Here is an 11964-nt window from a genome sequence, read left to right as displayed (position 1 = left end):
AAAATCCGAAGGGAGGTCACAGTGTTATGATTCAACAAGAAACTCGATTAAAAGTTGCAGATAACTCTGGTGCTCGTGAATTGTTAACCATTAAAGTATTAGGTGGCTCAGGTCGTAAAACGGCTAATATCGGTGATATTGTTGTTTGTTCGGTGAAACAGGCAACACCAGGCGGCGTTGTCAAAAAAGGTGACGTAGTTAAAGCTGTTATCGTACGTAGCAAATCTGGTGCCCGCAGAAAAGATGGATCATATATTCGTTTTGATGAAAATGCTGCAGTAATTGTACGTGACGATAAAAGTCCTAGAGGAACTCGTATCTTTGGACCTGTTGCACGTGAATTACGTGATGCTAAATTCATGAAAATCGTATCTCTAGCTCCAGAAGTTCTATAAGATCGTAAACTTAGTGTCAAGGAGGTGCGTAAAGCATGCATGTAAAAAAAGGTGATAAAGTCAAAGTATTATCTGGTAAAGATCGTGGTAAAGAAGGCGTTGTTTTAGAAGCTTTCCCTAAAAAAGAACGTGTACTAGTGGAAGGCGTAAATATGATTAAAAAACACGCAAAACCTTCTCAAGAAAATCCACAAGGTGGAATTCTAAACATTGAAGCACCTATCCATGTTTCTAATGTATTACCAATCGATCCGAAAACAGGTGAACCAACTCGTATTGGATATGAATTACGTGATGGAAAAAAAGTACGTATCGCTAAAAAATCCGGTGAACTTTTAGATAAATAATTGCGCTGCAGGAAGGAGGGCGACATGATGAATCAATTACAACAAAAATACAAAGATGAAATTGTACCATCTTTAATGAATAAATTTAATTACGGTTCTGTAATGCAGGTACCTAAGGTTGAAAAGATTGTTATCAATATGGGTGTTGGTGACGCTGTTCAAAACTCTAAAGCATTAGACAGTGCGGTTGAGGAATTATCTTTAATTTCTGGTCAAAAACCACTTATTACTCGTGCTAAGAAATCCATCGCTGGTTTCCGCCTACGTGAAGGTATGCCAATCGGTGCGAAAGTTACTCTTCGTGGAGAACGCATGTACGAATTCCTACAAAAACTTATTTCAGTATCACTTCCGCGTGTACGTGACTTCCGTGGAATATCTAAAAAAGCTTTTGATGGTCGTGGTAACTATACATTAGGTGTTAAAGAACAACTAATTTTCCCAGAAATTAACTATGACAAAGTAAACAAAGTTCGTGGTATGGATATCGTTATTGTTACAACATCTAACACTGACGAAGAAGCTCGTGAACTTTTGGCTGGGCTAGGCATGCCTTTCCAAAAATAAGCTAAAGAGCTAACACAAGGAGGGAAAATTGTGGCTAAAAAATCAATGGTTGCGAAACAAAAACGTCCACAAAAATATCAAGTACGTGAATACACACGTTGTGAACGTTGCGGTCGTCCACATTCTGTAATTCGTAAATTTAAACTTTGCCGTATTTGTTTCCGTGAACTTGCCTATAAAGGTCAAATTCCTGGTGTCAAAAAAGCAAGTTGGTAATCCCCTATTTGGGAAGGAGGTATTTTAGTAATGACTATGACAGATCCAATTGCAGATATGCTTACTCGTATTCGTAATGCAAACATGGTTAAACATGAAAAATTAGAACTACCGTCTTCAAAAATGAAAGCAGAAATTGCTGATATTCTTAAACGTGAAGGTTTCGTTAAAGACTATGAAGTAATTGAAGATAACAAACAAGGTGTTCTACGTATTTTCCTTAAGTACGGTCAAAATGAAGAAAAGGTTATTACTGGTATTAAACGTATCAGTAAACCAGGACTACGTGTATATGCTAAAGCTAACGAAGTACCTCGCGTACTAAACGGCCTTGGAATTGCTATTGTTTCCACTTCTAATGGAGTGCTATCTGACAAAGAAGCACGTTCTCAAGCGGTAGGCGGCGAAGTATTAGCATATGTTTGGTAATTAATATTTTTATTAAGAGGAGGTGCCATGAATGTCTCGTATAGGACTTAAACCAATTGAAATTCCTGAAGGTGTGGAAGTAAAACAAGACGGGAATACAATTACTGTTAAAGGCCCTAAAGGCACTTTGACACTAGATCTACATCAAGATATGAAGATTAACATAGATGGTAATGTTCTTACTGTTGAACGCCCAAGTGATCATAAAGAACACCGTTCATTGCACGGTACTACTCGAAGCAACATCGCTAACATGGTTGAAGGAGTAAGTAAAGGTTTTGAAAAATCTCTAGAAATCATCGGTGTTGGTTACCGTGCTCAAAAACAAGGAAATAAAGTTGTTATTAATGCAGGTTATTCTCACCCGGTTGAAATCGAAAAAATCGAGGGAATCGAAATCGATGTACCGAAGAACACTGAGGTTATTGTAAAAGGTATTGATAAACAATTAGTTGGTGCTGTTGCATCTAATATTAGAGCAATCAGACCACCTGAACCATATAAAGGTAAAGGTATTCGCTATGCTGGTGAATATGTTCGTCGTAAAGAAGGTAAAACTGCTAAGTAATAAGGGATAAGAGCAGAAAGGAGTGACGTAGATGATCACAAAACCTGATAAGAATGTTGTGCGTAAAAGAAGACATAACCGTGTACGTAGAAATTTAACTGGTACTATGGAACGTCCTCGTTTAAACGTTTATCGCTCAAATAAGCATATTTATGCTCAGTTAATAGATGATACAACTGGAGTAACTGTTGCAAGTGCTTCTACTAAAGATAAAGAAGTAAATCTTGAATCCACTGCAAATGCTGAAGCTGCAAAAGTAGTGGGAGAACTAATTGCAAAACGAGCTCAAGATAAAGGCTTTAAATCTGTTGTTTTCGACCGTGGAGGATACCTTTATCATGGACGTGTAAAAGCATTAGCTGATTCAGCTCGTGAAGCAGGATTAGAATTTTAATGGAAGAAGGAGGGAAATCTAGGATGAATACAAGTATGGATCCGAATAAACTTGATCTTGAAGAACGTGTTGTTGCGGTAAACCGTGTTTCAAAAGTTGTAAAAGGTGGACGCCGTATGCGTTTCGCAGCAATCGTTGTAGTCGGAGATAAAAACGGTCATGTAGGTTTTGGTACAGGTAAAGCTCAAGAAGTACCAGAAGCTATTAAAAAAGCTGTTGACGACGCTAAGAAAAACTTAATCACTGTTCCTTTAGTTGGAACTACTATCCCACATGAAGTTTTTGGAAGATATGGTTCTGGTAAAGTTTTGATGAAGCCAGCGCGTGAAGGTACTGGAGTTATTTCTGGTGGACCTGTCCGTGCGGTCTTAGAGTTAGCTGGTGTCGGTGATATTTTAACGAAATCCTTAGGATCTAGTACACCAATCAATATGATTCGTGGAACTATGGATGGTTTAAATCAACTTAAACGTGCTGCTGATGTTGCAAAATTACGCGGTAAGTCCGTAGAAGAACTGTTAGGATAATAAGGAGGGAAATACTATGTCTAAAAAATTAGAGATCACCCTCACACGGAGTGTTATTGGTAGAAAAGAAAAACAGGTTAAAACTGTTGAAGCGTTAGGACTTAAAAAGATTCGTCAATCCGTAGTTCTAGAAGATACTCCATCCGTACGCGGTATGATCAATAGAGTATCTCATCTTGTTGCGGTAAAAGAAGTTTAATAAACATTAGTGTAAAGAGGAGGTGCTCGCATGAAACTACATGAATTAAAATCAGCAGAAGGATCACGTAAAGACAGAAACCGTGTTGGTCGTGGAATGTCTTCTGGAAATGGTAAAACTTCTGGTAGAGGACATAAAGGTCAAAAAGCTCGTTCTGGCGGTGGTGTTCGCCCAGGATTCGAAGGTGGACAAATGCCTTTATTCCAACGTTTGCCAAAGCGTGGTTTTACTAATATTAATCGTAAAGAATATGCAATTGTTAATCTAGAAACTTTAAATCACTTTGAAGAAGGCACAGAAATTACTCCTGAGCTATTACTAGAAGAAGGTATCGTAAGCAAACTAAATGCAGGTATTAAAGTACTTGGAAAAGGTGCTATCGAAAAGAAACTAACAGTAAAAGCTCATAAGTTCTCTACTTCTGCAAAGGAAGCAATTGAGGCAGCGGGCGGTAAAACTGAGGTGATTTAATGTTTCGTACATTCTCCAATTTATGGCGCGTTGCTGATATTAGACGGAAAATAATTTTCACCTTACTTATGTTAATTGTCTTCCGTCTAGGTACATTTATACCAGTACCATTTACAAACAACGATGCTATTGACTTTATGAACAGTCAGCAAAATGTATTTGGTTTTCTAAATACATTCGGTGGTGGGGCTTTACAAAACTTCTCCATCTTTGCAATGGGGATTATGCCTTACATTACTGCATCCATCATTATGCAATTATTGCAGATGGATATTGTTCCTAAGTTTACTGAGTGGAAAAAACAAGGTGAAATGGGAAGGAAAAAGCTTGCTCAATTCACCCGTTATTTCACCATTGTATTAGCGTTTATCCAAGCTATTGCAATGTCCATAGGATTTAATGCATTAGCAGGTGGAATGTTAATCAATAATCCTAACTTTGCTAAATTCCTAGTAATTGCTATAGTTTTAACTGCTGGTACTGCATTCTTGATGTGGGTTGGGGAACAGATTACTGCACATGGTGTCGGTAATGGAATCTCTATCATCATTTTTGCTGGTATTGTTGCGGCAGTTCCAAACGGTGTGAAGCAGTTGTATAGTCAGTATTTTATTAATCCTGGCGACCAATTGTTTATCAATATTGTCATTGTTGCCTTAATTGCCTTGGTTGCATTAGCCGTAGTAGTCGGTGTTGTTTTTGTGAACCAAGCATTAAGAAAAATACCTGTACAATATGCCAAAAAATTAGTGAATCGATCTCCAGTTGGTGGTCAGTCAACCCATTTACCACTAAAAGTAAATGCGGCAGGAGTTATTCCTGTAATATTTGCCATTGCATTTATTATTGCACCAAGTACGGTTGCTAGTTTCTTTGACGGAAAGGTTGCAGCAACAATCACACAGATTTTTGATTATACACAACCTATTGGTATGGTAATCTATATTGTATTAATTATAGCATTCACGTATTTCTATACATTTGTTCAAGTGAATCCAGAGCAAATGGCAGAAAACTTACAGAAGCAAGGTGGATATATTCCTGGTATTAGGCCTGGGAAGAATACAGAAACATATTTAACAAGGGTTATTAATAGGCTAACTTTGGTTGGATCTATTTTCTTAGCTGTTGTTTCTGTCTTACCTATTATTTTAGGTAGTCTTGCTAATCTGCCTACCGCAGTACAAATCGGCGGCACAAGTTTACTAATCGTTGTAGGTGTTGCGTTGCAAACGATGAAACAATTAGAAGGTCAGTTAGTGAAACGTCACTACAAAGGATTTATTAAATAATTTCCTGCTGCCAACAAAGAGCGAGGGGAAAACGATGAACTTAATATTAATGGGTTTACCTGGTGCAGGTAAAGGTACACAGGCAGACAAAATTAATAATAAATATAACATCCCTCATATATCTACAGGGGATATGTTTCGTCTAGCTATTAAAGAAGGAACAGAACTCGGAAAAAAGGCTAAAGAATTCATGGATCAAGGTGAGCTTGTTCCTGATGAAGTTACAATTGGTATAGTAAAAGAACGTCTAGGTAAAGATGATTGTAAAAACGGCTTTTTACTAGACGGTTTTCCAAGAACCATTGCACAAGCAGATGCTTTGGAGCAACTTCTAAGTGAACTAGGATTATCACTTGATCATGTTATTCATGTAGATGTACCGGAAGAAAAATTAGTGGAGCGTCTTACTGGTCGTAGAATTTGTCCAACTTGTGGAACAGCTTATCATGTTATATTTAATCCTCCGAAAGTTGAAGGGATTTGTGACAAAGATGGTTCACAGTTAGTTCAACGGGACGATGACACAGCTGAAACGGTGAAAAAGCGTTTATCAGTTAATATAGAGCAAACTCAACCATTACTCGATTTTTATGAATCAAAAGGATATCTTGTTAAAGTAGATGGAGATCAAGAAATTGACAAAGTCTTCCAAGATATTCAAGGATTCCTTGAAAAGTAAATTTGAAATTTAACGGTTCTCACCGAATGGATGCATTTCCCTTTGGTAATCGTTATAATAAATATGATAGTTTGGGAAAACTCATGTACACCTTTTTGTAAAGTGACACTATTTATAAATTCCCTTTATTGGTGGCAAACAAACTATAGCCTAAGTGCAGGTGATCTTGTTGAACGAAGGTGCTAAAGGCACGTTAGGTCAGGTTGTTCGAGTTTTGCAAGGACGTGAAGCGAGCCAGTACATGATTATTATAGAACTAGTAGATGATCGTTATGTCTTGCTAGCAGATGGGGAGAAACGCAAAACAAATCGACCAAAGAAAAAGAATCTGTATCATATTGAGATGATGGATTACGTTTCCCCAGAAGTCCAAAACAGCCTTCTAGAAACTGGTCGTGTCACAAATGGGAAATTACGATTTGCCATATCAAAGTTTATAAATGAGATTGTGACTGAACTTGAGAAGGGAGATCTACACGATGGCGAAAGATGATGTAATTGAAGTCGAAGGTACCGTGACCGAGACATTGCCTAATGCAATGTTTAATGTAGAGCTTGAAAATGGCCACACTGTATTGGCTCACGTTTCTGGTAAAATTCGTATGCATTTCATTCGTATATTACCAGGAGATAAAGTGACGGTTGAACTTTCTCCATATGATTTAACAAGAGGACGAATTACGTACCGTTATAAATAGACTCTCCATATAAAAGGAGGAATAATTTATGAAAGTTAGAGCATCTGTTAAACCAATATGCGAAAAATGTAAAATTATTAAACGCAAAGGCAAAGTAATGGTCATTTGCGAAAATCCAAAGCATAAACAAAAACAAGGTTAATAAGGAGGTGCTATTCATACATGGCACGTATTGCAGGTATTGATATTCCACGTGAAAAACGTGTAGTAATTTCATTAACATATATTTATGGAATCGGCAAAAAGACTGCACAGAAAATCCTTAAAGAAGCTGGCGTTTCTGAAGACACTCGTGTGCGTGATCTAACAGAAGACGAATTATCTAATATTCGTAAAGCTGTAGATGCTTACACTATCGAAGGTGATCTACGTCGTGAAATTTCACTAAACATTAAACGTTTAATGGAAATTGGCTCTTACAGAGGATTACGTCATCGCCGAGGATTACCAGTTCGTGGACAAAACACAAAGAATAACTCTCGTACTCGTAAAGGCCCACGTAAAACAATGAGTAATAAGAAGAAATAGGTAAAGGAGGTTCACATAAATGGCACGTAAAACAAATACTCGTAAACGTCGTGTGAAAAAGAATGTTGAATCAGGTGTAGCACACATTCGTTCAACTTTTAACAACACTATTGTTACTATTACGGACAAACAAGGGAACGCAATTGGCTGGAGTTCTGCAGGTGCATTAGGATTCAAAGGTTCTCGTAAATCTACTCCATTTGCTGCACAAATGGCTGCTGAAACTGCTGCTAAATCTGCAATTGAAAATGGAATGAAAAACCTAGAAGTAACTGTTAAAGGTCCAGGAGCTGGTCGTGAAGCTGCAATTCGTTCACTTCAAGCAGCTGGTTTAGAAGTTACAGCAATTGTAGATGTAACACCAGTTCCTCATAACGGTTGTCGCCCACCAAAACGTCGTCGTGTTTAATTTTACCGTATAGAATTTGTCACCCTGTCAATAATGGGTTATGATAGCTAAAATCTCGGTGATTATGGTCACTATTACAGCATCGAAGATAAACCAGTACGTAAAATATTAAGGTAGTGCAGAAACGCCAACTGCCTTTGGGGAATTTCGGTTAGACTCTTGTCTAGCCGGGGTTTCGACGTTTTAAAGGAGGGTTTTATTTAATGATCGAAATTGAAAAACCAAAAATTGAAACGGTTGAAATTAGTGATGATGCTACATTCGGCAAATTCGTGGTTGAACCGCTTGAGCGTGGATATGGTGCCACTCTAGGAAACTCCTTGCGTCGTATCCTTCTATCCTCACTTCCAGGTGCTGCAGTTACATCCGTTCAAATCGACGGAGCAATGCATGAGTTTTCAGCGATTGATGGAGTAGTAGAGGATGTAACACAAATAGTTTTGAATCTAAAAAACTTAGCTTTAAAAATCTATTCGGATGAACCTAAAACATTAGAACTTGATGTTCAAGGTGAAGGACAAGTAACTGCACGTGATCTTACTTATGATAGTGATGTAGAAGTTTTAAATCCAGATCTTCATATTGCTACCTTAAATAGTAAAGGTAACTTGCATATGAAAGTTACAGCGGAAACTGGACGCGGTTATCGTCAAGCTGAAGAAAATAAACGTGATGATCAAGCAATTGGTGTGATTCCAATTGACTCTATCTTCACTCCCGTATCACGTGTAACTTACCAAGTGGAGAACACACGTGTCGGGCAAGATGCTAACTTTGATAAGTTAACATTAGATATTTCAACTGATGGAAGTATTCGTCCAGAAGAAGCCATATCTTTAGGGGCAAAGATAATTACGGAACACTTTAATATTTTTGTTGGCCTAACGGATGAAGCTCAAAATGCTGAAATTATGGTTGAAAAAGAAGAAGACCAAAAAGAAAAAGTAATGGAAATGACAATTGAAGAATTAGATCTTTCCGTTCGATCTTATAATTGCTTAAAACGTGCTGGAATTAATACTGTTCAAGAGCTTACTAACAAATCTGAAGAGGATATGATGAAAGTACGTAACTTAGGACGTAAATCTTTAGAAGAAGTTAAGCTTAAGCTAAGTGATCTTGGTTTGGGTTTACGTGAAGACGACTGATACTTACAGTCACCTAGAGTTTCAAAAAAGGGAGGGTTATAGTCCATGGCTAGAAAATTAGGACGTACTACAGATGCCCGTATGGCACTTCTTCGTAACTTAGCTTCTGATTTAATTATTCATGAACGTGTAGAAACTACAGAAGCTAAAGCGAAGGAATTAAGAACTATCGTTGATAAAATGATTACTTTGGGTAAACGTGGCGATCTTCATGCACGCCGTCAAGCAGCAGCTTTTCTTTATAATAAAGAAGCTGATGAAGACAACAATGTTATTCAAAAGTTATTTGATGATGTTGCTGCGCGTTATGAAGAAAGACAAGGTGGATATACACGTGTTCTTAAACTTGGTGAACGCCAAGGTGATGGAGCAAAAATGGCTATCGTTGAATTAGTTTAATGATACAACATGCGGCAAGGGCAGGACTCAATTCTCTCACGAGGTGAATCCAAGCCCTTTTTTTGTACACCAGGAAAGTATGGCAAGGAAGATGTTAATATAAAAACACTATATGGTACCAAGTAATTGGTATTCCCTATTAGGATAGGTGATTATCTTACTTGTACAATGAATGTTTATATTTCCCAACACGATTAACAGGGGGACTATTTATGGCAGAGAATTTAATTGAGTTTAGAGAGGTATCATTTCGATACGGAGACGAGGAGCCCTGGGTACTAAACAATGTATCATTTACAATTAAAGAGGATGAATGGGTTGCTATCATAGGTCATAATGGTTCTGGAAAATCTACCATTGCTAAATTAATTAATGGTTTACTATTTCCACAAAAAGGAGAAATTCTAATAGGTGGAAAGAAGGTAATGGAGGATACTATTTGGGATATACGTAAAGATGTTGGAATGGTATTTCAAAATCCGGACAACCAGTTTGTTGGAGCAACTGTTCAAGACGATGTAGCCTTTGGTATGGAAAATCGCGGTATAGCTAGAGAGGTGATGATGGAACGAATCCAATCAACACTGAAAGCAGTAGGAATGTCAGATTATCTGATGACTGAACCACATCGACTCTCTGGTGGACAAAAGCAACGGATAGCAATTGCTGGTGTATTGGCGGTTTCCCCAAGGGTATTAATTTTAGATGAGGCGACCGCTATGTTAGACCCTAATGGCCGTAAAGAGATTATGCATACTGTATCACAACTACAAAATAAACAAGGTTTAGCTCTTATCACGATTACACATGATTTACAAGAAGTAGTCCAAGCTGACCGAGTTATTGTGATGAATAAAGGTGAAATATGGGAAGAATCTGTACCGAGGGAAATTTTCACGAATAAAGAAGAACTAAGAAAAATTGGACTTGATGTACCGTTTGTTACTATTTTAGCAGACGCTTTAAAGGATATTGGAGTAAATATATCGAAGGAACCTTTAAACCACGAAGAATTGTTGGAGGATTTATGGACATTACATTTGAGAACGTAGACTATACTTATCAAAAAAATACCCCATTTGAGCATAAGGCATTAGAAGATTTATCTTTCCATATAAAGTCAGGTTCCTTTGTAGCAATTGTCGGTCATACTGGTTCAGGGAAGTCAACGCTTATTAGTCATTTAAATGGTCTATCCATACCTACTGATGGCAAGGTTAAAGTAGGAGATTATTTATTAACAAATGATCGTAAACCTAGTGACATGAAAGAACTACGAAGCAAAGTTGGTGTAGTATTTCAATATCCCGAACATCAATTATTTGAAGAAACGATAGAAAAGGATATAGCCTTTGGTCCAGAAAATTTTGGTGTACCAGAAAGTGAAATTAAAGATAGGATTCTAAAAGCGATGTCAGCAGTAGGCCTTTCAGAATCTCTTCTTGATCGGTCCCCATTTGATTTGAGTGGTGGACAAATGCGTCGGGTAGCAATAGCTGGAGTTCTTGCCATAAAGCCAGATACTTTAGTTTTAGATGAACCGACAGCTGGCCTCGATCCTCGGGGTCAAAAGGAAATCATGGATATGTTTTATCGACTTCACCATGAACAGAATTTAACGACTGTACTTGTCACACATAGTATGGAAGACGCTTTAAAGTATGCCAATCATGTCATTATTTTAAATAAGGGTAAGAAATACTTAGAAGGTACCCCAGAGGAAGTTTTTGTACAAAAGGATGCTTTGAAGCAAGTTCAACTAGATGTACCAGAAGTTGTCCAATTTATAACGAGTTTTAATAAAAAGTTTAAAACCACCACCCCATTTTCTAATCAGTCTATTAATCAATTAGCAAAGCAGATAAAACAAGTTTTGATTGGGGATGAGTTGGAATGAATAATTCGTTAATCATTGGACAATATGTTCCAGGGGATTCCATTGTACATCGTCTAGATCCAAGAACAAAGATTACCATTATATTCTTCTTTGTTTTTATTGTTTTCTTTGCGAATAATCTACCAAGTTATTCTATTTTAGTTGTCTTTGCCTTAGCAAGTATGTTTACTTCAAAGGTTCCTATTCGTTTTGTGCTGAAAGGTTTAACCCCTGTTTGGTTTCTTATTATTTTTACCTTTTTACTACATTTATTTGTAACAAAAGAAGGTACCCTTGTTTTTGATTTCTGGATTTTTAAATTTTACTCAGGTGGAATTTTCCAAGGTATTGCTATATCAATTCGCTTTTTCTTATTAATTTTGGTGACGTCCCTCTTAACGCTAACGACGACACCTATTGAAATAACAGATGCAATTGAAGATATGTTAAACCCCTTAAAAAAGGTGAAATTTCCTGTACATGAATTAGCTTTGATGATGTCCATATCTTTAAGATTCATACCGACGCTTATGCAAGAAACAGATAAAATTTCAAGGGCACAAGCTTCAAGAGGGGTTGACTTTAGAACAGGGCCAATAAAAGACCGTGTAAAAGCAGTTATTCCATTACTGGTTCCTTTATTTGTGAGTGCATTTAAGCGTGCAGAAGAGCTTGCAATGGCGATGGAAGCACGAGGATATCAAGGCGGAGAAGGTAGATCAAAACTAAGAGAATTAAAGATTGAAAAGATGGATATATTCGTATATCTCATTTTTATTGTGGTCATCATACTATTATTTTTAACTAGGACTTATGGATAGG

At 37.3% G+C, this 11964-nt stretch carries 22 protein-coding genes; all 22 read left to right on the top strand.

What is annotated here, in order from left to right; genetic code table 11:
* Nucleotides 1–26: 26 nt before the first annotated feature.
* The 22 genes from rplN to A9178_RS16060 all read left to right on the top strand — a co-directional run bounded on the left by rplN (nucleotide 27) and on the right by A9178_RS16060 (nucleotide 11963).
* Nucleotides 27–395 carry a 50S ribosomal protein L14 gene (gene rplN, locus A9178_RS16165; protein WP_047185893.1) on the top strand — a complete coding sequence of 123 codons (369 nt, stop codon included), beginning with the start codon at nucleotides 27–29 and terminating at the stop codon, nucleotides 393–395.
* A gap of 35 nt (nucleotides 396–430) precedes the next feature.
* A complete protein-coding gene (gene rplX / locus A9178_RS16160) occupies nucleotides 431–742 on the top strand; it encodes a 50S ribosomal protein L24 (RefSeq protein ID WP_068677148.1) in 312 nt (103 codons plus the stop codon).
* 27 nt (nucleotides 743–769) lie between these two features.
* Nucleotides 770–1309: a 50S ribosomal protein L5 gene (gene rplE / locus A9178_RS16155; RefSeq protein ID WP_068677147.1), complete on the top strand. Its 540-nt coding sequence runs from the start codon at nucleotides 770–772 to the stop codon at nucleotides 1307–1309.
* A gap of 30 nt (nucleotides 1310–1339) precedes the next feature.
* Nucleotides 1340–1525 (top strand): type Z 30S ribosomal protein S14, encoded by a 186-nt coding sequence (locus A9178_RS16150; protein WP_047185890.1) that lies wholly within the window; start codon nucleotides 1340–1342, stop codon nucleotides 1523–1525.
* A gap of 30 nt (nucleotides 1526–1555) precedes the next feature.
* Nucleotides 1556–1954, top strand: coding sequence for a 30S ribosomal protein S8 (gene rpsH, locus A9178_RS16145; protein WP_068677145.1), 399 nt, complete (start codon nucleotides 1556–1558; stop codon nucleotides 1952–1954).
* Between the two features lie 31 nt (nucleotides 1955–1985).
* The gene (rplF, locus tag A9178_RS16140; RefSeq protein ID WP_068677143.1) at nucleotides 1986–2522 is read left to right on the top strand and encodes a 50S ribosomal protein L6; all 537 of its coding nucleotides are present in this window, start codon (nucleotides 1986–1988) and stop codon (nucleotides 2520–2522) included.
* Between the two features lie 31 nt (nucleotides 2523–2553).
* The gene (gene rplR, locus A9178_RS16135) at nucleotides 2554–2916 is read left to right on the top strand and encodes a 50S ribosomal protein L18 (RefSeq protein ID WP_068677142.1); all 363 of its coding nucleotides are present in this window, start codon (nucleotides 2554–2556) and stop codon (nucleotides 2914–2916) included.
* Nucleotides 2917–2939: 23 nt separating this feature from the next.
* Nucleotides 2940–3443: a 30S ribosomal protein S5 gene (gene rpsE, locus A9178_RS16130; RefSeq protein ID WP_068677225.1), complete on the top strand. Its 504-nt coding sequence runs from the start codon at nucleotides 2940–2942 to the stop codon at nucleotides 3441–3443.
* A gap of 16 nt (nucleotides 3444–3459) precedes the next feature.
* A complete protein-coding gene (rpmD, locus tag A9178_RS16125) occupies nucleotides 3460–3642 on the top strand; it encodes a 50S ribosomal protein L30 (RefSeq protein ID WP_068677141.1) in 183 nt (60 codons plus the stop codon).
* Nucleotides 3643–3672: 30 nt separating this feature from the next.
* Nucleotides 3673–4113 (top strand): 50S ribosomal protein L15, encoded by a 441-nt coding sequence (gene rplO, locus A9178_RS16120; protein ID WP_068677139.1) that lies wholly within the window; start codon nucleotides 3673–3675, stop codon nucleotides 4111–4113.
* Nucleotides 4113–5405 carry a preprotein translocase subunit SecY gene (gene secY, locus A9178_RS16115; RefSeq protein ID WP_068677138.1) on the top strand — a complete coding sequence of 431 codons (1293 nt, stop codon included), beginning with the start codon at nucleotides 4113–4115 and terminating at the stop codon, nucleotides 5403–5405. Before rplO ends, secY begins: the two co-directional genes overlap by 1 nt.
* A gap of 34 nt (nucleotides 5406–5439) precedes the next feature.
* Nucleotides 5440–6084 carry an adenylate kinase gene (locus A9178_RS16110; protein WP_068677137.1) on the top strand — a complete coding sequence of 215 codons (645 nt, stop codon included), beginning with the start codon at nucleotides 5440–5442 and terminating at the stop codon, nucleotides 6082–6084.
* A 169-nt stretch (nucleotides 6085–6253) separates the two neighbouring features.
* Nucleotides 6254–6577 (top strand): KOW domain-containing RNA-binding protein, encoded by a 324-nt coding sequence (locus A9178_RS16105; protein ID WP_068677136.1) that lies wholly within the window; start codon nucleotides 6254–6256, stop codon nucleotides 6575–6577.
* Nucleotides 6564–6782 (top strand): translation initiation factor IF-1, encoded by a 219-nt coding sequence (infA, locus tag A9178_RS16100; RefSeq protein WP_010095735.1) that lies wholly within the window; start codon nucleotides 6564–6566, stop codon nucleotides 6780–6782. Before A9178_RS16105 ends, infA begins: the two co-directional genes overlap by 14 nt.
* Before the next feature lie 28 nt (nucleotides 6783–6810).
* Nucleotides 6811–6924, top strand: coding sequence for a 50S ribosomal protein L36 (gene rpmJ / locus A9178_RS16095; protein ID WP_029267374.1), 114 nt, complete (start codon nucleotides 6811–6813; stop codon nucleotides 6922–6924).
* Nucleotides 6925–6944: 20 nt separating this feature from the next.
* Nucleotides 6945–7310 carry a 30S ribosomal protein S13 gene (gene rpsM / locus A9178_RS16090; RefSeq protein WP_068677135.1) on the top strand — a complete coding sequence of 122 codons (366 nt, stop codon included), beginning with the start codon at nucleotides 6945–6947 and terminating at the stop codon, nucleotides 7308–7310.
* Between the two features lie 19 nt (nucleotides 7311–7329).
* Nucleotides 7330–7719 (top strand): 30S ribosomal protein S11, encoded by a 390-nt coding sequence (gene rpsK, locus A9178_RS16085; protein ID WP_047185879.1) that lies wholly within the window; start codon nucleotides 7330–7332, stop codon nucleotides 7717–7719.
* Between the two features lie 203 nt (nucleotides 7720–7922).
* Nucleotides 7923–8867 (top strand): DNA-directed RNA polymerase subunit alpha, encoded by a 945-nt coding sequence (locus tag A9178_RS16080; RefSeq protein ID WP_068677133.1) that lies wholly within the window; start codon nucleotides 7923–7925, stop codon nucleotides 8865–8867.
* A gap of 45 nt (nucleotides 8868–8912) precedes the next feature.
* Complete coding sequence (rplQ, locus tag A9178_RS16075; protein ID WP_068677128.1) at nucleotides 8913–9266, top strand: 50S ribosomal protein L17; 354 nt, start codon at nucleotides 8913–8915, stop codon at nucleotides 9264–9266.
* Between the two features lie 212 nt (nucleotides 9267–9478).
* Nucleotides 9479–10318 carry an energy-coupling factor ABC transporter ATP-binding protein gene (locus A9178_RS16070; RefSeq protein WP_068677121.1) on the top strand — a complete coding sequence of 280 codons (840 nt, stop codon included), beginning with the start codon at nucleotides 9479–9481 and terminating at the stop codon, nucleotides 10316–10318.
* Nucleotides 10294–11163, top strand: a complete 870-nt coding sequence (locus A9178_RS16065; RefSeq protein WP_068677120.1) for an energy-coupling factor ABC transporter ATP-binding protein — start codon at nucleotides 10294–10296, stop codon at nucleotides 11161–11163. The genes A9178_RS16070 and A9178_RS16065 overlap by 25 nt, the downstream gene beginning before the upstream one ends.
* The gene (locus A9178_RS16060) at nucleotides 11160–11963 is read left to right on the top strand and encodes an energy-coupling factor transporter transmembrane component T family protein (RefSeq protein ID WP_068677119.1); all 804 of its coding nucleotides are present in this window, start codon (nucleotides 11160–11162) and stop codon (nucleotides 11961–11963) included. Before A9178_RS16065 ends, A9178_RS16060 begins: the two co-directional genes overlap by 4 nt.
* Nucleotide 11964: the final 1 nt, after the last annotated feature.

It is taken from the genome of Oceanobacillus sp. Castelsardo (assembly GCF_001659985.1).
GTDB lineage: Bacteria > Bacillota > Bacilli > Bacillales > Amphibacillaceae > Oceanobacillus.
Note: the sequence above shows the minus strand (reverse complement) of the source record. Positions and strands in the feature narration are given on the sequence as shown.

Bases quoted from the DNA above. Each gene is read 5' to 3' on its own strand.
- rplR (WP_068677142.1), top strand. From the start codon at position 2,554: ATGATCACAAAACCTGATAAGAATGTTGTGCGTAAAAGAAGACATAAC.
- rpsK (WP_047185879.1), top strand. From the start codon at position 7,330: ATGGCACGTAAAACAAATACTCGTAAACGTCGTGTGAAAAAGAATGTT.
- rplN (WP_047185893.1), top strand. From the start codon at position 27: ATGATTCAACAAGAAACTCGATTAAAAGTTGCAGATAACTCTGGTGCT.
- A9178_RS16080 (WP_068677133.1), top strand. From the start codon at position 7,923: ATGATCGAAATTGAAAAACCAAAAATTGAAACGGTTGAAATTAGTGAT.
- rpsH (WP_068677145.1), top strand. From the start codon at position 1,556: ATGACTATGACAGATCCAATTGCAGATATGCTTACTCGTATTCGTAAT.
- A9178_RS16070 (WP_068677121.1), top strand. From the start codon at position 9,479: ATGGCAGAGAATTTAATTGAGTTTAGAGAGGTATCATTTCGATACGGA.
- A9178_RS16060 (WP_068677119.1), top strand. From the start codon at position 11,160: ATGAATAATTCGTTAATCATTGGACAATATGTTCCAGGGGATTCCATT.
- A9178_RS16065 (WP_068677120.1), top strand. From the start codon at position 10,294: ATGGACATTACATTTGAGAACGTAGACTATACTTATCAAAAAAATACC.
- rpmD (WP_068677141.1), top strand. From the start codon at position 3,460: ATGTCTAAAAAATTAGAGATCACCCTCACACGGAGTGTTATTGGTAGA.
- rpsE (WP_068677225.1), top strand. From the start codon at position 2,940: ATGAATACAAGTATGGATCCGAATAAACTTGATCTTGAAGAACGTGTT.
- rplQ (WP_068677128.1), top strand. From the start codon at position 8,913: ATGGCTAGAAAATTAGGACGTACTACAGATGCCCGTATGGCACTTCTT.
- infA (WP_010095735.1), top strand. From the start codon at position 6,564: ATGGCGAAAGATGATGTAATTGAAGTCGAAGGTACCGTGACCGAGACA.
- rpsM (WP_068677135.1), top strand. From the start codon at position 6,945: ATGGCACGTATTGCAGGTATTGATATTCCACGTGAAAAACGTGTAGTA.
- rplO (WP_068677139.1), top strand. From the start codon at position 3,673: ATGAAACTACATGAATTAAAATCAGCAGAAGGATCACGTAAAGACAGA.
- rpmJ (WP_029267374.1), top strand. From the start codon at position 6,811: ATGAAAGTTAGAGCATCTGTTAAACCAATATGCGAAAAATGTAAAATT.
- rplF (WP_068677143.1), top strand. From the start codon at position 1,986: ATGTCTCGTATAGGACTTAAACCAATTGAAATTCCTGAAGGTGTGGAA.
- secY (WP_068677138.1), top strand. From the start codon at position 4,113: ATGTTTCGTACATTCTCCAATTTATGGCGCGTTGCTGATATTAGACGG.
- rplX (WP_068677148.1), top strand. From the start codon at position 431: ATGCATGTAAAAAAAGGTGATAAAGTCAAAGTATTATCTGGTAAAGAT.
- A9178_RS16110 (WP_068677137.1), top strand. From the start codon at position 5,440: ATGAACTTAATATTAATGGGTTTACCTGGTGCAGGTAAAGGTACACAG.
- rplE (WP_068677147.1), top strand. From the start codon at position 770: ATGAATCAATTACAACAAAAATACAAAGATGAAATTGTACCATCTTTA.